Below are 23,010 nucleotides of genomic sequence, written 5' to 3' on the forward strand. Positions count from 1 at the left end.
ATCCCATGACCTCCGACCAGCAACGGATCGACAGCTTCCGCCGGGCCGCCGGACGGTTCGCTTCCGGGGTCACGGTGGTGACGACCGCGCTTGAGGGCCACCTTTACGGGATCACCGCGACCTCGTTCGTTTCCCTTTCGCTGAACCCGCTTCTGGTCACGGTCTCGATCAATTCGCACAGTCCGATCCTCGGCGAGATCCGCGCGAGCGGGGTCTTCGCGATCAACGTGCTCGGTCGCCATCAACAGGACGTCTCCGCGTGTTTCGCCCGACGTGGGCGCGGCCGGAGCAAGGAACGGTTCGACGAGGTCGAGACGCACACCGAGGCCACCGGTGCGCCCGTCGTCACCGGCGCGCTGAGCTGGTTCGACTGCACCGTGCACACGATGCTCGGCGGCGGCGACCACATCATCCTCGTCGGCGAAGTCGTTTCCGCGGGCGGCGGAACCGGGCAGCCGTTGCTGTACTGGTCCGGCGAATACCGCGAACTCAACACGGCGGAAGAGGCCGAAGCGGACATCGGCCGGATCGCCGATTCGCTGTCCATCCAGCTGCATTTGCACGGGATGCGAACCGAACAGCTGCTGGAAGCGCAGCACGCGGTCGAACCCGCGGCAGCCGCGCTCGCCGCTCGTGCCGCGGCCGACGATCAGATCGCGCAACTGCGGGCGCTGGTCGAGGAATCGGAGAAACACGTCCACGACGCCAGCCGCTACAACCCGCTGTCGCTGGAATTCCACTCCCGGCTCGGCTTGCTCAGCGGGAATCCCGCCATCGCCGCGTCGGTCGGTGCTTTGAACCGTCCCCGGGAGAGCGTGTACGCCGTGCACACCAACGCCGAACGGGCGTCCCGCGCCGTCGATGCGCACCGCCGCATCCTTCAGGCCATTGAGGACCGTGACGAGGATGCTGCCCGCCGGCTGATGACTGAGCACCTTGGCGTGGTGGCGCAAGGAATGCCGTGCTGAACGGAGAAACCATGGACGCAGACGTCCTCATCGCCGGCGCGGGTCCGGTCGGGCTGGTCGCCGCTTTGGACCTGAGCAGCCGCGGCGTGCCGGTGACCGTCGTCGAGGAACGGGAGTTCCTGGAACCGCCGAACGTCAAGTGCAACCACGTCGCCTCGCGCACCATGGAAAGCTTCCGGCGGCTCGGGATCGCGGACCAGGTGCGCGCTGCCGGACTGCCGCGCGACTACCCGCAGGACGTCGCGTTCCGGACCTCGCTGACCGGACGGGAACTGTCGCGCATCCCGATCCCGGCGAGCGGAGAGCGGTACACCTCCCGCCTCGGCCCCGACACGAGCTGGGCGACGCCGGAACCGCCGCACCGGATCAACCAGACGTTCCTGGAACCGATCCTCGCCCGCAACGCCGCTGCCGCACCCGGCGTGACACTGCTCAACCGGACCAGGTTCCATTCGGTCGAGCAGGACTCGTCGTCCGTCTCGGCGGTAGTGTCCGACGGATCGGGCGAACGCACTCTGCGCGCTCGGTACTTCATCGGCGCGGACGGCGGGCGCTCGGCGGTACGCAAGCAGATCGGCGCGAAGCTCAGCGGCGATCCGGTGCTCCAGCACGTGCAGTCGACCTGCATTCGCGCGCCGGAGCTGTACTCGCTGATGTCCGCCGACGAACCGCGGGCGTGGGGCTACTACACGTTCAACGCGCGCCGCGTCGGGCATGTGTACGCGATCGACGGCACGGAAACCTTCCTCGTGCACACCTACCTTTCCTCGGCGGACGAGGCGGTCGATCGAGACGAAGCGATCCGCGCGATCCTCGGTGTGGACGAGTCGTTCGAGTACGACGTGGTGTCCAAAGAGGACTGGGTGGCCCGCCGTCTGCTCGCCGACCGGTTCCGCGACCGGCGGGTGTTCCTCGCCGGGGACGCTTCGCACCTGTGGGTGCCGTTCGCCGGATTCGGGATGAACGCGGGCATCGCGGACGTGCTCAACCTGACCTGGCTGCTCGGCGCGCATCTCGCCGGCTGGGCCGGGGAAGGGATCCTGGACGCCTACGAAGCCGAGCGACGGCCGATTACCGAACAGGTGTCGCACTTCGCGATGAACCACCAGCGGAAACTTGCGCGGCCGGGGCTTCCGGCCGAACTCGAAGACGACACCCCGGCCGGAGAGGCCGCACGTTCGTCGTTCGGCGCCGTCGTACGGGACCTGAACGAACCGCAGTTCGCCGCCGCGGGGTTGAATTACGGGTACGCGTACCACGATTCCCCGATCATCGCCTACGACGGCGAGGAAGCGCCCGGCTACACGATGGGCGCCTACACCCCGTCCACTGTGCCCGGTTGCCGAGCCCCGCATTTCACGCTGGCGGACGGATCTTCGCTGTACGACCATTTCTCGCCCGGCTATACCGCGGTTACCGCTCACGGCGTTGATCTCTCGGTGCTGGCCGGTGAGGCGGAGTGCCGGGGCATCCCGTTCGCCTCGATCGAGGCCGACGCTTTGCCCGCCGAGTACCAGCAGCCGATCACCTTGGTACGTCAAGACCAGACGGTGGTGTGGCGAGGCGCTCCACCCGCCCCGGAGTTCGCCGCCCGCCTCTGGGAACGCCTCCGCGGCGGCTGATCAAGTCCGTGAAGGGGGCTCCTTGCGGGACTCAGATTCCCGCAAGGAGCCTTCACGCACCTCAGCGGCGGATGATTTTGCTGGCGGCCATGGCTTTCAAGCCTTCGACGCCGAACTCCAGCCCGTAGCCCGACGACTTCGTCCCGCCGAAGGGGATCGCCGGGTCGACTCCGCCGTGCTGGTTGATCCAGACGGTGCCCGCCTCCATCCGCTGCGCCACCGCGTCGACCGCGTCCGCGTCCGCACCCCACACCGAAGCGCCCAGCCCCTGGTCGGTGCCGTTGGCCCGGCGCACCGCGTCGTCCACTTCGGAGTACCGGATCACCGGCAGCACCGGTCCGAACTGTTCCTCGTCGACCACCGCGGCACCGTCCTCGACGTCCGCGATGATCGTCGGCCGGTAGAACAGCGGTCCCAGTTCCGTCGCTGGCGTCCCGCCGGTGACGATGCGGGCCCCGTGCGCCCGGGCTTGCTCCACCAGCCGGGAGACGATCTCGAACTGCGCGGGATTCTGCACCGGCCCGAGCCGGTTCGCCTTGTCCTGCCCCGGCCCCATCGGCGCCTTTTCCGCGCGTTCGGCCAGCGCGGAGACGACGTCGTCGTAGATCGACTCGTGCACGTAGAGCCGTTTGAGCGCGGCGCACACCTGGCCGGTGTTCATGAAAGCCGCCCAGAACAGCTTGTCCGCGACGGCGGCCACGTCCGTGCCGGGCAGCACGATCGCCGCGTCGTTCCCGCCCAGCTCCAAGGTGAGCCGGGCGAGGTTGCCCGCCGAGCTCTCGACAATCCGGCGACCGGTCGCGGTCGAACCGGTGAACACGATCTTGGCGATCCGCGGATGCGCGGCCAGCGCGGCACCGACTTCGCGATCTCCGGAAACCGCGGTCAGCACGTCCGCGGGGAGGTGGCGGCGGAAGATCTCCGCGAGCGCGAGCACGCTCAGCGGCGTGTTCTCGGAGGGTTTCAGCACCACCGTATTACCCATGCGCAACGCCGGCGCGACGTGCCACACCGCGATCATCACCGGGAAGTTCCACGGGCCGATCGACGCGACGACGCCGAGCGGGACGTAGTGCTGCTCCGCACCGTCCGGCAGCGACTGCGGTTCGAGCACCGTGTCCGCCGCGGACCGGAGCCAGTGCGCGGCACCGTGTGCCTCACCGGCGCCACCAGCCTTGCCTTGCTCGGCAGTGATGATCTGGCCGAGTTCTTCGGCGTGCGCGTCGATGTCGTCCGCGATGACGTGCAGGATGCGCGACCGTTCAGCGTGTCCGAGCGCGGCCCAGGACGGTTGTGCTGTGGCGGCCGCGGCGATCGCAGCGTTGAGCTGGTCGACCGTGTGCACCGGTGCGTGGCCGACGACTTCCCGGGTCGCGGCGTCCAGGATCGGCCGCCCGCGGTCGTCGGCGACCGAGACGGTGGTCAGCAGTGCGTTCATGCGGGACCCTTCCGGTAAAAGTTCACATTGAATATAGTCAATTGTGAGCGGTGCGGCTAGGTGCGGCTAGCGAAGACCGGCGAGCGTCGCGACCCGCAGTCCGGTGTGGAGTTCGCGGCGGACCTTCCCGTCGGCGAGATCGACGTCGGCGACCGCGCGCACGCGATCCAGCCGGTAGTAGAGGGTGCTGCGGTGGACGTGCAGGGTCAGCGCGGTGCGTTGGGCGTCGCAACCGCAGTCGAGGTAGGTCTCCAGGGTTTGCGCGAGATCCGGGCCGGACTGCGCGTCGAGCAGCCGCCGTACGGCGTCGGGGAGATCTGCGAGAGCGAGGTCTTCGAGGGGCAGCTGCAACAGCAGCCGGTCCAATCCCAGCTCCGGCCAGCGGGCCACGCGGCCGGCGTCGCCGCCGCGCAAGGCGATCCGCGCTTCCCGCAGCGACCGGTGCACGCCGGACAGCGGCGCGTGCGCTCCGCCGGCCCCGGCGTGCAGACCGGAAAAGGCGGGCTGTGCGAGGAGGGCCGACAGTCGCTCGGTGTCGATTTCGTAGGGCACCAGCAAGACGGCTTCGCTGCCGAGCACCGCGCCGACGGCTTTCAAGGTGGGGAAGACCGGGATGCTCGACAGCGCCCGGTCCAGCACGAGCCGGAGCGTCGCCGAACTGGGCTCGGCGCGCGGCGGGGTCGCGATCGAGATGACCGTGTAGTGCGGGACGGGGGAGAGCAGGCCGCTCGTGAGCAGTTCGTCGGCGGCCCGGACGCGCTGGCCGTCGTTGCCTTCGAGCAGCGCGGCGAGCAGGCGTCGCGCGCGGTCCTCGTCCTCCCGGTTGCCCAGTGCCATCGCCGCCAGCAGCAATCCGATCTGCGCCCGGCGCTCGCGCAGTTCGTCGTCGTCCGCGTAGGCGGATTCGTCGTCCTCGGGGATTGTCGAGGAGAGGTAGCCGACGAGCCGCCCCTCGTGCCGGACCGGTGCGACGAGCCGGGACTGCCCGCCCTCGAGCGGCGGAATCCGGACCGGGTCCCGCGCCTGGCCGACCCGGTAGTCCCGGATGGACTCCCGGGCGCGCGAAGATCCTTTGTGGGACAAGATGATCGCCAGCCGGGCGTGGTCGACGTCCTGGTCGTGCACGCTGAACGCGATCACCGTGAAGTCGGCGTCGAACACGATGATCGGCCGCCCGAGCCGGTCGGCGTAGGCCTGCACCTGTCCTTCGAGAGTCATGCTCGCCTCTTCCGTTGCCAGCTGCCGGAGATTTGATCTATATTCATTATAGACATTTGACGAGAGGGATCCGCATGGCACAGATGACAGGCGGTGACGCGCTCGCCAGGGCGCTCATCAGCGAGGGCGCCGACACGGTCTTCGGCATTCCCGGGGTCCAGCTGGACGGGCTCACCGACGGCATGTACCGCAAGCGCGACGAGCTGGAACTGGTCGTCCCCCGGCACGAGCAGGCGACCAGCTACATGGCGGACGGCTACTACCGCGCGTCCGGGCGGCCGGGGGTGGCGATGGTGGTGCCGGGCCCGGGCGTGCTGAACGCTGGTGCGGGGATGGCGACGGCGTATGCCTGTTCGTCGCAGGTGATGCTGCTGGCGGGGACGATCCCGTCGCCGCTCGTCGGGGCCGGGCTCGGGGCGCTGCATGAGATTCCCCGGCAGACGGACACGGTTCAGGGGCTGACCAAGTGGTCGGCGCGGCCCAAGCGGGTCGAGGAGATCCCGGATCTGGTGCACGAGGGGTTCCGGCAGATGCGGACCGGGCGGCCTCGGCCGGTCGCGCTGGAACTGGGGCCGGATCTTCTGCACACGGTCGCGGATCTCACGCCGGGGGAGCCGTTCGGAGTGCGGGAGCCGGAGGCTCCGGAGCGGGAGGTCGCCGACCTCGTGCGGCTGCTGGCGGCTTCTGCGCGGCCGGTGATCCATGTCGGCGGGGGGATGCGGGATCCGCGGGCGTTCAAGCTGCTGGCTCGGCTTGCCGAGCTGCTGGACGCGCCGGTGGTGATGAGCGAGAACGGGCGCGGGGCGATCGATGCCCGGGATCCGCATGCGTTGCCTGCGTTCGCTTTGTGGGAGGTGCGCGCTACTGCTGACCTCGTGGTTTCTTTTGGCAGCCGGTTTTTGACGCCGTTTGGGCAGCAGCTGAATATCGGTGACGCCCGGCTCGCGTTGGTGAATATCGATGCGGCTGACCTTCGTGCGCCGCGACGTCCGGATCTTGCGGTCAACGCTGATGCCGTGGCGGTGTTGGAGGCGGTGGTCGAGCGGCTCTCGCCCCGTACTGCCTGGGGTGCCGAGCTGGTCCGGTTGCGCGAGGACTGTGCGGCGCGGATTCGGAAGCAGGTTGGGCCGCAGATGGAGTTCGTGGACGCGATCCGGGCCGCGTTGCCCGAGGACGGGGTTTTCGTCAACGAGTTGACGCAGATCGGGTATGTGTCGACGTATGGGTTTCCTGTGCAGGCGCCGCGGTCCTACGTGTGGCCGGGGTATCAGGGGACGCTGGGGTATGCGATGCCTACTGCGCTGGGGGCCGCGGTGGGGTCGGGCGGGCGGCCGGTGGTCGCGGTGACCGGGGACGGCGGGATCGGGTGGTCTCTGCAGGAGTTCGCCACGGCCAGGAAGTACGGGATTCCGCTGGTGACGGTGTTGTTCGAGGACTCCCGGTTTGGGAACGTGTGGCGGATTCAGCGGGATACTTATGGTGGCCGGTTTATCGGGTCTGATTTGACCAATCCCGATTTCGAGTTGCTTACCCGGGCGTTTGGGTTGGACTTCGCGCTGGCGGAGGATGCCGGGGCGGTGGAGAAGCACGTGGGTGCGGCGATCGCGGCTCGGCGGCCTGCGGTGGTGAAGGTGCCGGTGGATGTGTTTCCTTCGCCTTGGCCGTTGATTCACGAGAAGCATTGAGGGGTCGGCTCGTCGCCTGGCGGCGACATTGGCCCGATCGGGGCTGGGGCACCCCGAAGCCCGAGTGTCCCGCAGGGAGGCTTCGTAGCGGGGTGCGGGGGAGGGTGCCTCGATAGCGGGTGCAGCGGCTGCGGTTCGGTTGTTGGTCGTGAGGGCCGCCCTGAGGGAATCAGAGTTCCTCAGGGCGGCCCTCACGTACGTGGCTGAGGGCGAGTGCTGCTAGTGCTGCTGACTGGTCGGACAGCACGCTGTCGTCGAAGGTTGCGCGGGGGGAGTGGTTCATTTCCGCTGTGCCGGGGTCGATCCCTTCCGGTGTGGTGCCGAGGAAGATGAAGGCGCCGGGGACCTCGTTCAGTACAGCGGAAAAACTTTCCGACGCCATTATCGGGTGCTCCAGTGGCACAGCTCGTTCCGTGCCGAACAGGTCGCCTAGCACGGTTAGCGCGTGTGCTGCTGCCTTCGGGTCGTTTGAGGTGACTGGGTAGACCGACCGGAACTCTGTCTCTGCTCGGCAGCCGAAGGCCGACGCGATTCCGTTCGCCAGTGACGGCAGTTCGCGGGCCAGGATTTCCACGCTCTCCGCCGACAGTGCGCGGATCGTCGCGGCTAGCGTTGCCTCGTCGGGGATGGCGTTGATGATGTCGCTTGCCTGCATTTTGGTCACTGACAGCACAACTGGGTCGAATACCGGGAACCGCCGGGTGACGTAGGTGTGCAGTGCCGAGATGATCTGTGCTGCGGCGGGGACTGGGTCCACCGCCTGATGCGGTCGCGAGCCGTGGCCGCTGCGTCCTAGCACGCGCACGGTCAGGCTGCTGGCCCCGGCCATGACCGAGCCGGGGCGGGTCGTGAACACGCCGGAGCGGCCGGGCAGGACGTGGATGCCGTATGCCGCCTCGACGCCGGAAAGGATTCCCTCGTCGATCAGTCGTTGTGCGCCGCCGCCGGCTTCTTCGCCTGGTTCGAACATGAACACCACTGAGCCTGCGATCTCGTCTCGGCGGGCGCTCAAAAGCTTCGCCGCACCGACTAGTGCGGCTGTGTGCAGGTCGTGGCCGCACGCGTGCATCAACCCGGGCGTCTGAGATGCGAACGGCAGCCCGGTTTCCTCGGTGACGCGCAGCGCGTCCATGTCCGCGCGCAAGAGGACCGCGGGGCCGGGTCGTGCGCCGTGCAGTACGGCGACGATTGAGGTGAAGTCGGGTGGGCCGGGGGTCACTTCCAAGCCCAGCGGGGCCATTGCGGTCAGGACGGCCCGCTGGGTTCGGGGGAGGGCGAACCCCGCTTCGGGGTGGGCGTGGAGGGTGCGGCGGAGTGCGACCAGCTCCGGTCGAAGGGCGGCGGGGACGAGGGCGGAAACCGGCATCGGGGCTCCTTGGGCAACGGTGCGTGCCGCACTGGTGACGCATGGGTCTAATGTCTACAATCAATATAGACGATGCCGGGTGTGCGAGGTTCCGGTGCGCCTCTAATCTGTCACTACGCGTGACCCGCGTCGGCGACGTCACCGGACTGAGTACTTCGGAGGACCCTTGCCGCAGATCACGAACACCGCCGCCGCCGTCCAGGTCGCTCGCGCGCTTGAGGACGAAATCGTCTCGGAGGGCTGGAGTGCCGGGCATTTCGTCGGGCGCCGTCAGGAGCTGATGGCGCGCTTCGGGGTCGCTCCGGCGACGTTGAGCGAGGCGATCCAGTTGCTGCGCGCCCGCGGCATCGTCGATGCGAAGCCGGGCCCGGGCGGCGGGATCTTCGTCGCGACGCGCTCGCCGTTCACGCACCTGAGCGATCAGCTGCTCCAGCTGCGCGAAGGAAAGGCGACCGTGGAGAACTGCCTGCGCGTCCTGGACGCGCTCGACGGTTCGGTGCTGCACGACGCGGTCGAGAACGCGAGCGACGAGGACATCGCTGATATCTCGGCGTGTGCCGACACGTTGAAGGCGGCCTGGGATTCCGCCGAAGCGCCGACGGCGATCTGGGCGCTGCACGCGCGGATCGCGCAGGTGTCGCCGAACGAGCTTTTGCGCAGCCTGTACACGAATCTCGTCGACTACATCATCGCCGCGCGGCTCGAAGGCGTCACCGCGCCGACCACGCGGGAGCGGTTGCGGACGCACCTCGACTTCGCCGAGGCGGTCATGAAGCGCGACCACGAGCTGGCCGAGTCGGCGATTTCGCGGCATCGCCGTCCCGCGGTGGCGGCCCGGCCTTCCTGATCTCGCAAGCCGGAGAACTGATGGATGTACACGCGCTCAGAATTATGTATATTCATTACAGTTAATCGTCCGGCTTGAGGAGGATGCATGCTGCTGGAGCTCCGCAGTGTGGTCGACCGCGTGCTCGCCGCCCCCGATCGCTCGTCTCGCGGTGCGCCGCCGCCGATCCGCTTGTCCCAGAACGAAATGCCGTGGGCTCCCGCCGACGTCATCGTCGCCGCGATGACCGAAGCGGCCCGGAATGCCCATCGCTATCCCGATTACCACCGTGCCGCGGCACGTGCCGCTGTCGCCGAGGCGATGGGTCTGGACGCCGGCCGCATCGCGATCGACAACGGATCCGGCACGCTGCTGCACGCGCTCGCCCGCCTGGTCTGCGAACCCGGCGTGCACGGTGTGCGCCCGATGCCGTCCTTCGAGGCGTATGCGGCGGCGCTTTCGCTCGCCGGCGCTGAGTCCACAGAGGTCGGTCTCGACGAGAACGGCGCGATGGATCTCGACGCGATGCTCGCCGCGGTCGGCCCGGAAACCCGCATTGTCTACCTCTGCAATCCCAACAACCCGACGGGCGGGCTGCGCGGTGTCGAGGATATCCGCGACTTCCTGAAAAGCGTCCCGGCGCGCGTGCTGGTTGTTGTCGACGAGGCGTACCGCGAGTTCGTGTCTGCCGAACCAGTGGACGCGACTGCCGGATTGCTCGACGAGTTCGAGAATCTCGTGCTGCTGCGGACACTGTCCAAAGCGCACGGTTTGGCGGGCATTCGGGTCGGTTATGCCGCTGCCGCACCGCGGATCGCGGAAGCGCTGCGCCGCACGTCCGTCGGGTTCGCGCTCAACAGCGTGGCCGAGGCGGCGGTCATCGCGGCGCTGGGCGCGGAAGGATTGGCTGTGGCGAAGGAACGAACCGCCGTCATCGTCTCCGAGCGCGCGCGGGTCGAGGCCGCGCTGACCGCGGCGAACGTCGCGTTCGTGCCGAGTCAGGCGAATTTCCTTTTCCTGCCGGGAGACGCGGCCGAGCTGTTGTCCCGGTTGGCGGCTCGCGGCGTGCTCGCGCGGCCGTTCCCGAAGGCGGGCGGGGCGCGCGTGACGATCGGGCTGCCCGAAGAAAACGACGCGGTGCTCGCCGCCCTGATCTGATCAGCGGTTTCCTCCGACACCGTGTCGGAGGAAACCGGGAGGACTTCGGAGAGCCGCTCGATGAGCCGCCGCACCCGAGTTCTTACGCTAACCGGCAGGACGGAGCGGTCCGTCCCCGCGGCGGGTAACCGATCGCTCGCAGGAAGGAACGGTGCAGTGACCGAGCGCCTATTCGAGCACGACCGGCGGGCCTCGATGCGCCGCTCGGTGACCGGCGGTGTGCTCAAAGCGACCCTGCTCGCCGGGCTCACGCTGATTTTCGTCTATCCGGTCGCGATGATCGTGCTCGGCGCCTTCCGCGACGGGCTGCCCTCGGACAACATGCCGTTCACGATGAGCGGCCTGCTCGCCGCGTTCGCGGCCCCGGAAACGTGGCACACGCTGTGGAACTCGATCGTCCTGGTCGTCGTGTGCGGCACGATCTCGGTGGCAGGCGGCGGGCTGTTCGCCTGGATCGCGGCCAACACGAACGTGCCCGGCCGCAAGCTGCTCACGCCGATCATGGTGATCAACCTGTTCGTCCCGCCGCTGTTTCACACCCTCGGCTGGATCATGCTCGGCAACGCGCAGAACGGCCTGCTCAACCAGTTCGGCCGGGAGCTGGGCGCGCACGGCCCGCTGATCGACATCCAGGGCTGGGGCGGGCTGATCCTGCTGACTTCGCTCGGCTACCTGCCGTTCGCCTACCTGCTGCTGCTCGGCGCGTTCAAGAACCGGGACCAATCGCTCGACGAGGCCGCGGCGATCAGCGGCGCGGGCACGGTGCGGACGTTCTTCACCATCACCATTCCCTCGGTCGGCCCGGCGATCACCGGCGCGGCCCTGCTGATCGCAGTGCTGGTTTTCCAGTCGTTCGACGGACCGCAGCTGATCGGCAGGCAGGCGGGCATCTACGTCTTCTCGACGCAGATCTATCACTACGTCCGGGACGAGGCGCCCGCCGAGTACACCAAGGCGTTCGCGCTGTCGCTCGTGCTGATCCTGCTGGTGCTGCTGCTGTTCCTGGCGCAGCGCTGGATGCTGCGCGGCCGCAGCTTCACCACGCTTACCGGCAAGACGTCGCGGCGCGATCCGCAGGAGCTGGGCCCGATCCGGTGGGTGCTGTCCGCGCTGATCGTCGTGGTGGTGCTGCTGAACTTCCTGCTGCCGCTGTTCGCGATGGTGCTCGGCAGCCTCCAGCCGATCTTCGGGGTGATGAGCACCGGGCTGACCCTGGACAACTACGTCACGATGCTCACCGACCCGCAGTTCAGCTCGAGCCTGGCGCTCACCGCGTGGCTCGCGGTCATCGGCGGCTTCGGCTCGATCTCGATCGCGCTGCTGACGACGTACGTCACCGCGCGGTGCCGGGGATTCCTGCGCGGCTACACCTCGTTCGCCGTCTGGATTCCGTGGGCGCTGCCCGGCGTCGTGCTCGGTCTCGCCTACATGTTCGCCGTGCTCTACCTCCCGGCGTTCCGCGGGCTCTACGGTTCGGCGTTCCTGATGACGCTCGTGCTGGTCGTCGCCACGATCCCGGTGTCCAGCCGGATCGCCGAGGGCGCGCTCGCCCAGCTGTCGCCCGAACTGGAGGAAGCCGGCCGGATGTCCGGCGCGAGCGCGGGACGGGTGCTGGTGACCATCGTGCTGCGCCTGGTCATCCCGAGCTTCCTGGCCGGCTGGTTCCTCTCCGCGCTGTTCATCTCGGGCAACCTCGCCGTGCCGATGCTGCTCGCCCCGCCCGGCCTGGAACCCGTGTCGCTGACGGCGTTCCAGCAGTTCCTCACCGGCGAGATGTCCCGCGGCGCGGCGCTGTTCATGATCATCCTGCTCGCCGCGTTCGCCGTCCTCGCGCTCGCCGCGCTGTCGGTCAAGCTCGGCGGCCGGATCCTCGGCCGCGACCGTTCCGCAGGTCCGCTCTCCCGGCTCACCCCCTGACCAGAGAGGAAGAACAATGAAGTTCTCCCGCACGAAACTGCGCGCGCCGGCGCTCGCGCTCACCGCAGGCCTGCTCGCCTCGCTCGCCGCCTGCGCGTCCGCGGGCGCGACCAAATCGAGCACGCCGATCGAGGTCCCCGGTGCCTCCGCCGCGGCCAACAAGTACCTGAACGAGCTGTACGACAAGGCGTTCGCGGCCAACCACACCCAGCTCGTGCTGTACGGGCCCGGGGTGACCGCGAACCAGGCGATGAACGACGTGTTCACCAAACGCTTCCCCGGGATCAAGCTGCTCCCGCAGGACCAGGCGGACGCGCAGATCCTCACCAAGCTCGACACCGAGGCGCAGAGCGGGAACCGGATCGCGGACATCTACGTCGGCGGCGAATCCCCGCAGGCGGCGGCGAAGCCGAACATCTGCACGCCCGCGGATGTGCGCACGGCCGACCCCGGGTTCAAGGTCCCGACCGACAACGACGGCAGGCTCACCTACTTCGCGTTGCGCTACTTCGGGTTCGTCTACAACACCGACCAGGTGCAGAAGCAGGACGCGCCGAAGAACTGGCACGACCTGCTCGACCCGAAGTGGAAAGGCAAGATCGCGGTCGGCGACATGACCGTGCCCGGCGGCATCCGGTACATCCTCGAATCGCTGATGCTGCCCGAGAACGAGAAGAAATGGGGCCGCTCCTACCTGGAGCAGCTGGCCGCGCAGGACCTGCAGATCTCGCAGTCCGAGCCGATGGTGCCCACCGACGTCGCCAGCGGCCGGTTCCCGGTCGGCATCGCCGTGTACCAGGGCTACTTCGAGGCGCAGAAGCAGAAGGGCGCGCCGATCGACATGGTGTTCCCGCTGGAGGACGGCGGAAACTACATGGCGCGTTCGGCACTGTGCCTGATCAAGGACGCGCCGCATTCCGAGGCCGCGCAGCTCTACGTCAACTGGCTGTACTCGCCGGAAGGCCAGAAAGCCTTGGCGGAGAAGGACAACTCCTACGGCCGCACACCGGCCGCGCCCGGCCCGCCCGGACTGCCCTCGCTCGACAAGCTGCCGCGGCTGCCGTTCTCGAACCCCGACCCCGCGTTCAACAAGCCGTACTTCGACTTCATCACCCAGGCGTTCACGAAGTAGCACCTCGCCTCCCGGCCGAAGAGAAAGCGCAGGTCACGATGACCGAGGTCCAGGTATCCGGACTCACCAAGAAGTACGGCGCGAAGGCGGCGCTGCACGAAATGGACCTGACGATCGAGTCGGGGCAGTTCGTGACGCTGCTCGGCCCCTCGGGCTGCGGCAAGACCACGACGTTGCGCTGCCTGGCCGGGCTGGAACGGCCGAGCGCGGGCCGGATCGTCATGGGCGAGCGGGTCGTGGTCGACACCGCGCGCCGCACGTTCGTGCCCGCGGACAAACGCCAGGTCGGCATGGTGTTCCAGAGCTATGCGCTGTGGCCGCACCTGAGTGTCACCGACAACGTCGCGTATCCGCTGAAGGTCGCCCGGATGCCCGGCCGGGAGCGGGCGCAACGGGTGCGGGAAATGCTCGACGCGGTCGGTCTTTCGGATCTCGGGAAGCGCTCGGTCACCGCCTTGTCGGGCGGTCAGCAGCAGCGCGTGGCGCTTGCCCGTGCGCTGGCCGCCCGGCCGGGGATCATCTTCTACGACGAGCCGCTGTCCAATTTGGACAGCAAACTGCGGTACCAGATGGGCCAGCAGGTGCGCTCGCTGCACAACCGGTTCGAGACGACGTCGGTCTACGTGACGCACGACCAGGAGGAAGCGATCACGCTGTCCGACCGGATCATCGTGATGAGCGAGGGCGTCATCGTCCAGTCCGGGACGCCGAGCGACCTGTACGACCGCCCGAATTCGGCGTATGTCGCGGATTTCATGGGCTTCCAGAACATCCTGCCCGGGACGGTCACCGGCGTGCACGGGAAGACCGCCGACGTGCGCGTTGACGACACCTCGCTGGTCTTTTCCGGGATCGCGACCGGCGAGGTTTCCATCGGGGACCGCGCCGACATCGCGTTCCGCGCGGCGCATGCCCGGCTGTCTCCGGACGGTTCTGGTGCAGGGCGATTCCGTGGCACTGTCGAGCGCACCACTTATCTCGGCAGCGCCGTCAACCTCCTCGTCCGGGCGGACGGACTCCCGATGCGCGTGCGCACCGAAACGGCGGAGTTGTCCGCGGAATCCGTCCCGGCCGCGGGCGAGGAACACACTTTCGCGGTCAGTCCGGACCGCGCCGTCGTCATCCCGCACGAGAACGCGGTCCCCGCCGGCGACGACTACCTGACCACGATGACCGATGCCGCCGTCGCGCCCCGCTGACGCCGGACGAAGGGAAGAATCCGTGCCCGATTTCTCCAGTCCTCGTTCCGACGGGCCGCGGATCCGGGAACTCGCCGAGATCGGCGGGCGCACCGACACCCGCGACGTTCTCGCCCACGCGACCAAGCAGGCCGAGCGCGAGTACGACGACTACTTCATCGTCGATATCGACGCGCACGTCTCGGAAGACCATTTCTGGGGTGAGGTGCTGGAACTCATCGACAACGATGTGTGGCGTCAGATCGGCATGGACCAGTTCGGCAAGTTCGCGGGCAACAACGCGTTGCTGAACATCCAGCCGGGGATGTCGCAGCAGAGCGTCGGCGGGCGGATCGGGCATCAGGGTCGCAAGGAACCGCTCGACGGGGTGTCCGGGCATCCGTTCGTCGCCGCTGCCCGGCGCGGCATGGATGCGATGGGGCTGGATTACCAGGTGGTGTTCCCCAGCGCGATGTTGCTGCTGGGCATGCATCCGCAGGACGAGATCGAGGTCGTGCTCGGGCGGGCGTTCAACCGGTGGCTGACGGAAGTCGTTCTGCCGCAGGACGATCGGCTCAAGGGGATGGTGTATCTGCCCTACAACACGCCGGAGGTCTGCGAGGAGCTGGTCGAGAAGTATGCCGACGATGACGGGATCATCGGGTATACGGTGTGTTCTACGCGCAATAATCCGGTGCACTCGGATGTCTATACCCGGTTGTACAAGCTGATTGAGGACAGCGGGAAGCCGCTTGCCTTCCATTCCGGATACCACTGGGGCGATCCGTCCTTCGCTCAGCTGAACCGGTTTCTGTCGATGCACGCGTTGTCGTTTACGCATTACAACCAGATTCATGTGACCAACTGGATCATCAATGCGATGCCGGAGCGGTTTCCCCGGCTGAAGATGGTGTGGGTGGAGAGCGGGCTGGCTTGGATCCCGTTCCTCATGCAGCGGCTTGACCACGAGGTGTTGATGCGGCCCAGCGAGGCTCCCGGGTTGACTCGGTTGCCCAGCGAGTACATGAAGGATATGTGGTATACGAGTCAGCCGATGGAGCGGACGAGCATGGAGCTGCTTGAGGCGGGGATGAAGGCGTTCAACGCGGAGACTCAGTTGTTGTATTCTTCGGACTGGCCGCATTGGGATTGGGACGCGCCGTCTACTATTACCCGGCTGCCGTTTTTGTCCGAGCAGGCCAAGCGGAATATACTTGGGCTGAATGCTGCTCGGGTGTTCAACTTGCCTGCTGACCGGCGGAAGCCTGCTGCGAAGAGCGTGCTTCATGAGCGTCCTGGGGTTTCGTGATGACTTCCGAACTGAGTTCGCTGGTGTCCCGGCTGGGCGAGGTGACCGCTGAGATCGCCTCGTCGGACCGGGCCGCCGCCGTCCCCGACGAAGAAATCGCCGATCTGCTGTACGCGGCGGCTCGGTTGTTCTCCGCCAAGACAGATCGGGTGGGGAAGATTTCCTGGCCGATTCGCGAGGACGCGTTGACTGCGACCGAGACAGTGGTTCTGGTCACCGCGTTGCTGGATGCCGCGGACGTGAATCTTTTCGACATGGCGATCTGGTATCGGAGGGCCGAATGAGTGCTGTGCGGCGGGAAGTCGTTGTGGCCGGGCTGGCGGATCTTCGGGCGCGCGGGCGGATCGTGGTGGAGGTCGACGGGCTGGAGGTGGGGCTTTACTTCCATGCCGGGGAGGTGCGGGCTTGGCATAACGTGTGCCCGCATCAGGGCGGGCCGGTTTGCCAGGGGAAGATCATGCCCCGGACCGTCCAGCCGGTACGGGAGGATCGGAAGAGCGCCGGGCCCGCGTTTCATCCGGCCGATCGGAATATTGTTTGTCCTTGGCATGGGTTTGAGTTCGATGTCTTGACTGGGCGGCATCCGGCTGACGCGCGAGTCGGGTTGAGGGGGGTTCCGGTTCGGGTGGCGGGGGATGAGATTGTGGTGAGTATCTGATTTCTCCGTCCCGGGGCTCGTCGCCTGGCGGCGACGGTGCCGCGGTTCTGGTTGGGGCCACCCCGAAGCTTGAGGGTGACTACGGCGCGGAGGTGCTTGTCAAGGCGGGAAAGATGCCTTGACAAGCACCTCCGCGCCGTGTTTGTGGCTTCGTATCGGGGTGGTGGGGGTGTGGGAGTCTTGATGGGTTGGGTGCGTTGGCTGCGGTTGGGTGGCTGTGTTGAGGGGTGGGCGTTGGTGGTGGGGGTGCGCGGTTTGGCTGGGTGGTCGCGGTGGGGTTCGCGGGCGGCGGTTTAGCGGCGGATGGGACCGGGGGAGGCGAGTGAGGGGAACCGCGCGGGAATCAGGGGAGGTGAGGGTGGCCCTCACGGACCGCTCGCGGGTTAGATCGTGGTGGGGTCTACGTCGACTGCTGCGAAGAGAGTCCGAGCGCAAAGGTCCCGCAGCTCTTGTGTGCTGATCTTCGGCTCGTCCAGCCAGTCCAGGATCAGCGTCGCCACAAACGAAAGCCATCCCCGAACTGCCAGGCGCGTCGTAGCGGTCACCGGGCGCAGCAAGCCCACCGCGGACAGGATGCGTTCGGCGTTCGCTGCCATTCCGGCCTCGCAGATTTCCCGGATTTCGCGGTCCGCGTCGCCTGCGCTGCGGTGCACGATGCGGTAGCCGTCGGGATGGGTGCGGGCGAATTCCAGGTACACCTCCAGCCCGGCGCGCAGTTGCTCGGCTACCGGCAGCGCCGGGTCGGGTTCGCTCATTGCCAGCAACTGGTCGCGCTGGCCGCGCACGATCGCGGCGAAGAAGTCCTTTTTGGTGGGGAAGTAGTGGTACAGCAAACCGCGTGAGACGCCGGCGATTTCGGCTACCTCTTCGATCCACACCTCGTCGTACGGGCGGCCCGCGAACAGGCCTGCTCCGATGGTCAGCAGCTGCTCGCGGCGCTGTTCGGTGCTCAGGCGCGTCCGCATCCTCCCATCTTACTTGACACCGGTTCAGTAGCGGGGGATGGTGACCTTATTGAATGTGGGTTCAGTAGGGAGCGAACTGTGGACACCACCGCGATTCCGCACCGGCCGGGCCGGTTGCCGGTGCTCGGGGACCTGCTCGGGACCAATGTGCGCACGCCGCTGCAGAGCACCATGCGAGCCGGCGCGGGGCTCGGGCCGATTTTCACCCGCAAGTTCTTCGGTCTCGAGATCGTGTTCGCCAGCGGGATCGACCTGGTCACCGAGCTGAACGACGAGACGAGGTTCGGCAAGCACGTCGGTCTTGGCGTCGAGCGGTTGCGCGGGGTCGTCGGCGACGGGCTGTTCACCGCGCACACGCGCGAGCCGAACTGGCGGCTGGCGCACGACATTCTGCAACCCGCGTTCTCCGCCGAGGCGATGCGCCGGTACCACTCGATGATGCTCGAAGTCGCTGGTGAGCTGACTGCGACGTGGGACCGCGCGGACGGTCCGGTCGACGTCGCTGCCGACATGACCCGGCTGACACTTGAGACGATCGGGCTCGCCGGGTTCGGCTACCGGTTCGGGTCGTTCGAGCGGGCCGAACCCCATCCGTTCGTCACCGCGATGATCCGCGCGTTGCGGTTCGCGCAGGTGGACAACGTCAAGCTTCCGTTCGTGCGGCGTGCGCTGGCCGGGTCGTCCGCGCAGAATCAGGCGGACATCGCGACCATGACGAACCTGGTCGACGAGGTGATCGAGGCGCGCCGCCGGGAAGGCGGCGAAGGGCGTGATCTGCTCGGTCTGATGCTCACCGACGGGCACCCGATGACGGGGGAGCAGCTCGATCCGGTGAACATTCGCAATCAGGCCATCACGTTTGTGGTTGCGGGGCACGAGACGACATCTGGCGCGCTGTCGTTCGCGCTGTACTACCTGACGCGCCATCCGGAACTGCTGGCGAGGGCTCGCGCCGAAGTCGACGCGGTGTGGGGTGATCGCGAACCGGCCTTCGGCGACGTCGCGAAGCTTCGGTACGTCCGCCGCGTGCTCGACGAGGCGATGCGGCTGTGGCCGACCGCGCCCGGCTACTCGCGGGAAGCCCGCGAAGACCTGGTGCTGGGCGGAAAGTACCCGATGCGCAAGGGTGATTCGATCATCGTGCCGCTGCCGATGCTCCACCGCGATCCGACTGTGTGGGGCCCGGATCCGGAGAAATTCGATCCGGACCGTTTCGAGCCGGCGGCGGTGCGGAAGCGCCCGGCTCAGGCGTACAAACCGTTCGGCACCGGGGAACGCGCGTGCATCGGCCGCCAGTTCGCGCTGCACGAAGCAGTACTGGCGCTGGGGATCATGCTGCAGCGCTACGACTTCGAGGCGGACCCGGCGTACGAGCTGAAGATCGTGGAATCGCTGACGCTGAAGCCGAGCGGTTTCACTGTCCGGCCGCGGCTCCGGGAACGGGCGGCCGGTCTGACCTCAGCTGTTGCCCGCTAGCTCCACGGACAGCGTTTCGTGCATCGCCGCGCTGTGGTTTGGTCAGGCCGACGATCTCGACGGTCTTCCCCGCGCGCCTCGCACTTCGTCCCGATGGCGTCGAGCGCGGCCACGGTCGAGACGTCCCAGATGTGCGCGGCTGATAGGTAGACGACCACGCGCTGCGGGTCGCCGGCGTAGTCGAACTGGTAGACCAAGTCGTTGCTGGACGCGAAAAACAGCGCGGCACCGGGGTCGCCTCGACCAGGTGCGCGAAGATCACCATCGCGGTGATCGACCCGGCCACGACCCCGATCGCGAGGCTGCCGGTCGCCACCACGATGCCGACGGTCACCGCCATCACCGCGACCAGCGCCGACCGGCATCCGCTTCAGCGTCACGGGCGCGATCGAATGCCAGTCGAACGCGACCAGCACCATCGCCGCGACCAGCGCCGCCATCGGGATCCGCGACACGACCGGCCCGAACACCAGGCACAGCACCATCAGGAACGCTCCGGCGAGGAACGTCGACAGCCGCGTCCAGCTGCCCGCGACCTTGACGTTGATCATGGCCTGGCCCTTGGCCGACCGCCTCCCGGGTCTTGCTCGAACGCGCGTCGGCGAGGTCGGCGACCAGTTTGGCGGTCATCAGCGATTCCCTGAGCCCCACCAGCGCGTACGACGCGATCAGACCGAGTGAACGGCACGTCCGGGATTCCCGGTACGGCCAGCGCGTTCACGAACCCGACCATCACGCTGCGCGGCACGAACCGCATCAGCCTCGCCACGCCCAGCGAGCCGAGCGCGATCTGGGACAACCCGCCCAGCACCGCTGTCGCGACGAGATAGCCGAACCCGCGTTTCCCGGCCAGTGGCGCCGCGGAGATCATCGCCGGAGGGCCGCCGGCGAACGCGATCACCGCCGCCCTGGTGAACGACGCGCACCGGCCCACGCGCGGATCGACCCCGGGCGATCACGGAGAACGAGATCGCCTCGGGGATCAGCGCGAGCGCGACGACCAGGCCGCCGAGGATTTCGATGCGCTCGACTCGTGGGGCCGGACGCCGAATGGACACAGCGGACAGCGACGAGAGCACGGTGGATTGCCGGTCGGTTTCGGGACGGGTGGAAAGAGCCGCTTCCGACGCTAGAGGACGGGACCGGACATCGCCGCCGTCTCCCGCGTTCAGGTGAGTTGCGGATCTCCCCGCTTCCCCGTCGCCGGAGACCGCGCTACTGTCAGGGCAGTCGTACAGGACGATCGCCCTGAACGACTGCCCGGGACGATCGACCAGGAGAAGTGCGGATGAAATCACCGGCAGCGGCACGGGGGCGTGACGTGCGGCAACGGTTGCTGGCAGCGGCGACGGAGCTGGTGCCCGAACGCGGCTGGGCAGCGGTGAGCACCCGTGTGCTGGCAGATCGGGCGGGGGTGACGCCGAGCGTGGTGCACTACCACTTCCCGTCGCTGCAGGCGTTGCTGCGCGAGGCGGTTCTGGACGCGATGCGCGAGGTGCTGGAGAGCGTCGGACCGGCGCTGGCCGCGACGCAGAATCCGGCTGACCTGGTGTCCGCGCTGTTCGGGTCGGTCGAGCCGTATACCGGGGTGGACCCGTTGTCGGTGCTGTTCATCGAGGCGTATCTGGCGGCGCGGCGCGACGACGAGTTGCGGGACCAGATCGGGGGGCTGCTCCTGGCGTTCCGCGCGCAGGTCAGCAGCTGGCTCGCCGAACGCGGCGTCCCCGATCCGGAGGCGACCACGGAGGTGCTGGTGGCGACCATCGNCGACCATCGACGGCTTGCTGCTGCACCGCGGCCTCGCTCCCGGCGGAGACCCGGCGGCGGTCACTGCCGTTCTGCGCGGGCTGGTCACGCTGCCTTAGGGAGGGGAAATGCGATGAGAATCCTGGTCTGCGGCGCCGCCATCGCCGGACTGGCCGCGGCGAACCGGCTGCCGGCGCTGGGCAACGAGGTCACGCTGGTGGAGCGGGCGTCTGGACCGCGCCCGCGGGGCTGCCTGATCGACTTCTTCGGTCCCGGCTACGACGCGGCCGAAGCGATGGGAGCGTTGCCCGCCGTCAAGGAGGCGGCGTACCCGATTTCCGAAGCGATTCTCCTTGACGCACAAGGAAAGTGCCGGTCCGAGATTCACTTCGGCCAGTTCGCGCGCATCGTCGGCGGCCGGTTGCCGAGCTTCCTGCGGCCGGATCTCGAACAGGCGTTGCGCGCGTCGCTGCCCACGGCGGCCGAGCTTCGGTGCGACAGCGGGATAGTCGCTGTCGAGGACCACGGCGACCGGGTCGCAGCGACCCTCTCGGATGGTTCCGTGCTCCAAGCCGACCTGCTGGTGGGCATCGACGGGATCCATGCGACGGTCCGGCGGCCGGTGTTCGGCGAGGAATCCCGGTTCCCGCGCTACCTCGGCTTCCACACCGCGGCGTTCCTGTTCGCCTCGCCCGAGATCCATGCGGTGGCAAACGGACGGTTCTGCCTCACCGACACCATCGGTGAGGCAGATGGGTTTCTCCGGCTCGCGAGCCGGAACAGTCGCCGCCTTCGCCGTACATCGCACCCCCGATCCCGCTCGCCCGACGCCTTCGGGAGTCGCTGCCGGACACCTACGGCTCGCTGGGCTGGATGGTGCCGGAAGCGTTGCGGCGCTCCGCGGTCCGGGGAGATCTACTACGACCAGGTCGCCCTGATCGAGATGGCAACGTGGAGCAAGGGCCGGGTCACGCTGGTCGGAGATGCGGCGTACGCGGTGTCGTTGCTGGCCGGACAGGGTGCGTCGCTCGGATCGCGGGCGCGGACGTGCTGGCCGATCAACTGAACCGCGCGTCGTCGATCGCCGAAGGCCCGGCGGGATACGAGCGGCTGTGGCGTCCCGTCGTGGCCGGCGAACAGCAGCCGGCCCGCAACGGCGCACGGTGGTTCCTCCCGGGCAACGAACCGCAGCTCTACCTGCGGCGGCTTGTGCTCGAACTGGCCCGGTTGCCCGGAATTGACCGCCGGGAGGTTGACCGGGAAATCCACCGCGCTCATCACGAATCCGCACCATTCGGCGAGGGAAGGAGTCCGACCGTGAAACCGATCGCACGCACGGTCTTCAAGGCACCGGCGAAGCTGTACGACCGCGACCTGGGATGGTTGCTGGGCAACCGTTTCCTGTGCCTGACCCACTTCGGCCGCAAATCCGGCCGCCGATACCGGACGGTACTGGAGGTGATCGGTCTCCGTCCCCGATCCGGCGAAGTGCTGGCCATCGCCGGATTGGGCCCGTCCTCGGACTGGTACCGCAACATCCAGGCGGCCCCCGCGGCGGAGGTCGCGATCGGCCGCCGGAAGTTCGTCCCCGCGTACCGGATCCTCGGCGAATCCGAAGCCGCCGACGCGATCGCCGGCTACGAACGCCGAAACCGGCTGCTGCGCCCGGTTTTGCGTCCTGTGCTGAGCACACTGCTGGGCTGGCGCTACGACGGGTCCGACGCGGCCCGGCACCGGATGGTCCAGCAATTGCCGATCGTCGCCTTCCGTCCCCGCGACGAAGCCGAACCCGACCGAGAAGGTACTGACCGCTGATGAACTACATCGCCGAGCTGCGCGAACTAGTCGGCACCCGCCCCCTGATCCTGCCTGGCACCTCCGTGCTGATCGCCGACGAGCGCGGCAGGCTGCTCCTGGTGTTCCGCGGGGAAAGCCAGGACTGGGGGCTGCCCGGCGGGTTCCTCGACCCCGGCGAGTCCTACGAGGACGCGGGCCGTCGCGAGGTGCGGGAGGAAATCGGCCTGGCGGTGCGGGACCTGGAACTGTTCGGCGTCTACTCCGGACCGGAGTACTTCTACCGGTATCCGCACGGCGACGAGGTCCACAACGTCACCGCCGCGTTCACCGCGACCGTCGAGAACGCCGAGGTCACCGTGGACGGCACGGAGATCACCGGCTACGAGTTCTTCGCGCTGGACCGGCTTCCGGACGACATCATCGCACCGGAACGGCCGATCGTGGAGGACTACGTGAACCGGTTCGGCGGCTGACCGTCTGCTGCGGTCGTGGCTTGGCCGACGGGGCAGCCGCACCGTGCTGGGCTTACTCGCCGGACCCGGTTGATCGCT

At 67.9% G+C, this 23,010-nt stretch carries 21 protein-coding genes; 16 read left to right on the forward strand and 5 right to left on the reverse strand.

Going from position 1 to position 23,010, the window contains the following annotated elements; genetic code table 11:
* The first annotated feature begins 5 nt into the window (after positions 1-5).
* Both A4R44_RS16140 and A4R44_RS16145 read left to right on the forward strand, forming a co-directional pair.
* Positions 6-968 (forward strand): flavin reductase, encoded by a 963-nt coding sequence (locus tag A4R44_RS16140; protein WP_067580804.1) that lies wholly within the window; start codon positions 6-8, stop codon positions 966-968.
* 11 nt (positions 969-979) lie between these two features.
* Positions 980-2,590 (forward strand): FAD-dependent monooxygenase, encoded by a 1,611-nt coding sequence (locus tag A4R44_RS16145; protein ID WP_067581271.1) that lies wholly within the window; start codon positions 980-982, stop codon positions 2,588-2,590.
* A 61-nt stretch (positions 2,591-2,651) separates the two neighbouring features.
* Here A4R44_RS16145 and A4R44_RS16150 read toward each other — a convergent pair whose 3' ends face one another.
* Both A4R44_RS16150 and A4R44_RS16155 read right to left on the reverse strand, forming a co-directional pair.
* On the reverse strand, positions 2,652-4,028 hold the full coding sequence (locus tag A4R44_RS16150) for an aldehyde dehydrogenase family protein (RefSeq protein ID WP_067580806.1): 1,377 nt from the start codon (positions 4,026-4,028) through the stop codon (positions 2,652-2,654).
* A gap of 66 nt (positions 4,029-4,094) precedes the next feature.
* Entirely contained in the window at positions 4,095-5,246 is a 1,152-nt protein-coding gene (locus tag A4R44_RS16155) for a CdaR family transcriptional regulator (protein WP_198545303.1), read from the reverse strand.
* A 32-nt stretch (positions 5,247-5,278) separates the two neighbouring features.
* Here A4R44_RS16155 and A4R44_RS16160 point away from each other — a divergent pair, with 32 nt between their 5' ends.
* Entirely contained in the window at positions 5,279-6,931 is a 1,653-nt protein-coding gene (locus tag A4R44_RS16160; RefSeq protein WP_232791628.1) for a thiamine pyrophosphate-binding protein, read from the forward strand.
* Between the two features lie 169 nt (positions 6,932-7,100).
* On the opposite strand, the gene A4R44_RS16165 is transcribed toward A4R44_RS16160, so the two are convergent.
* Complete coding sequence (locus A4R44_RS16165; protein ID WP_067580814.1) at positions 7,101-8,297, reverse strand: M20 family metallopeptidase; 1,197 nt, start codon at positions 8,295-8,297, stop codon at positions 7,101-7,103.
* A gap of 166 nt (positions 8,298-8,463) precedes the next feature.
* On the opposite strand from A4R44_RS16165, the gene A4R44_RS16170 reads away from it, so the two are divergent.
* The 8 genes from A4R44_RS16170 (at position 8,464) to A4R44_RS16205 (ending at position 16,475) form a co-directional block, all read left to right on the forward strand.
* Positions 8,464-9,144, forward strand: coding sequence for a FadR/GntR family transcriptional regulator (locus A4R44_RS16170; RefSeq protein ID WP_067580816.1), 681 nt, complete (start codon positions 8,464-8,466; stop codon positions 9,142-9,144).
* Positions 9,145-9,231: 87 nt separating this feature from the next.
* The gene (locus A4R44_RS16175) at positions 9,232-10,281 is read left to right on the forward strand and encodes a histidinol-phosphate transaminase (RefSeq protein WP_067580818.1); all 1,050 of its coding nucleotides are present in this window, start codon (positions 9,232-9,234) and stop codon (positions 10,279-10,281) included.
* Between the two features lie 156 nt (positions 10,282-10,437).
* Positions 10,438-12,198 carry an iron ABC transporter permease gene (locus tag A4R44_RS16180; RefSeq protein WP_067580821.1) on the forward strand — a complete coding sequence of 587 codons (1,761 nt, stop codon included), beginning with the start codon at positions 10,438-10,440 and terminating at the stop codon, positions 12,196-12,198.
* A 16-nt stretch (positions 12,199-12,214) separates the two neighbouring features.
* Positions 12,215-13,330 (forward strand): ABC transporter substrate-binding protein, encoded by a 1,116-nt coding sequence (locus A4R44_RS16185; RefSeq protein ID WP_067580823.1) that lies wholly within the window; start codon positions 12,215-12,217, stop codon positions 13,328-13,330.
* A 38-nt stretch (positions 13,331-13,368) separates the two neighbouring features.
* Positions 13,369-14,529 carry an ABC transporter ATP-binding protein gene (locus A4R44_RS16190; protein ID WP_067580825.1) on the forward strand — a complete coding sequence of 387 codons (1,161 nt, stop codon included), beginning with the start codon at positions 13,369-13,371 and terminating at the stop codon, positions 14,527-14,529.
* A gap of 22 nt (positions 14,530-14,551) precedes the next feature.
* On the forward strand, positions 14,552-15,817 hold the full coding sequence (locus A4R44_RS16195; RefSeq protein WP_232791629.1) for an amidohydrolase family protein: 1,266 nt from the start codon (positions 14,552-14,554) through the stop codon (positions 15,815-15,817).
* Complete coding sequence (locus A4R44_RS16200) at positions 15,817-16,101, forward strand: hypothetical protein (protein WP_067580829.1); 285 nt, start codon at positions 15,817-15,819, stop codon at positions 16,099-16,101. Before A4R44_RS16195 ends, A4R44_RS16200 begins: the two co-directional genes overlap by 1 nt.
* A complete protein-coding gene (locus A4R44_RS16205) occupies positions 16,098-16,475 on the forward strand; it encodes a Rieske 2Fe-2S domain-containing protein (RefSeq protein WP_067580831.1) in 378 nt (125 codons plus the stop codon). The genes A4R44_RS16200 and A4R44_RS16205 overlap by 4 nt, the downstream gene beginning before the upstream one ends.
* 383 nt (positions 16,476-16,858) lie before the next feature.
* Here the strand turns inward: A4R44_RS16205 and A4R44_RS16210 are convergent, their stop codons facing one another.
* A complete protein-coding gene (locus A4R44_RS16210) occupies positions 16,859-17,440 on the reverse strand; it encodes a TetR/AcrR family transcriptional regulator (RefSeq protein WP_067580833.1) in 582 nt (193 codons plus the stop codon).
* Between the two features lie 78 nt (positions 17,441-17,518).
* Here A4R44_RS16210 and A4R44_RS16215 point away from each other — a divergent pair, with 78 nt between their 5' ends.
* Positions 17,519-18,916, forward strand: coding sequence for a cytochrome P450 (locus A4R44_RS16215; RefSeq protein WP_067580835.1), 1,398 nt, complete (start codon positions 17,519-17,521; stop codon positions 18,914-18,916).
* On the opposite strand, the gene A4R44_RS52360 is transcribed toward A4R44_RS16215, so the two are convergent.
* Positions 18,913-19,467, reverse strand: a complete 555-nt coding sequence (locus tag A4R44_RS52360; RefSeq protein ID WP_338080313.1) for a hypothetical protein — start codon at positions 19,465-19,467, stop codon at positions 18,913-18,915. The two genes, A4R44_RS16215 and A4R44_RS52360, sit on opposite strands and share 4 nt — an antisense overlap.
* A 126-nt stretch (positions 19,468-19,593) precedes the next feature.
* Between A4R44_RS52360 and A4R44_RS52365 the strand changes: the two genes are divergently transcribed.
* From A4R44_RS52365 to A4R44_RS16235, 4 genes are all read left to right on the forward strand, one after another.
* Positions 19,594-19,746, forward strand: coding sequence for a hypothetical protein (locus A4R44_RS52365; protein WP_338080312.1), 153 nt, complete (start codon positions 19,594-19,596; stop codon positions 19,744-19,746).
* A 458-nt stretch (positions 19,747-20,204) separates the two neighbouring features.
* Positions 20,205-21,728 carry an FAD-dependent monooxygenase gene (locus tag A4R44_RS52370; RefSeq protein WP_369805898.1) on the forward strand — a complete coding sequence of 508 codons (1,524 nt, stop codon included), beginning with the start codon at positions 20,205-20,207 and terminating at the stop codon, positions 21,726-21,728.
* A complete protein-coding gene (locus tag A4R44_RS50330) occupies positions 21,710-22,477 on the forward strand; it encodes a nitroreductase family deazaflavin-dependent oxidoreductase (protein WP_232791630.1) in 768 nt (255 codons plus the stop codon). The genes A4R44_RS52370 and A4R44_RS50330 overlap by 19 nt, the downstream gene beginning before the upstream one ends.
* Positions 22,477-22,932, forward strand: coding sequence for an NUDIX hydrolase (locus A4R44_RS16235; protein WP_067580838.1), 456 nt, complete (start codon positions 22,477-22,479; stop codon positions 22,930-22,932). Before A4R44_RS50330 ends, A4R44_RS16235 begins: the two co-directional genes overlap by 1 nt.
* The last annotated feature ends 78 nt before the right edge of the window (positions 22,933-23,010 follow it).

Origin of the sequence: Amycolatopsis sp. M39 (genome assembly GCF_001651785.1) — a bacterium.
In the GTDB taxonomy this organism is placed as follows: Bacteria; Actinomycetota; Actinomycetes; order Mycobacteriales; family Pseudonocardiaceae; genus Amycolatopsis; species Amycolatopsis rubida.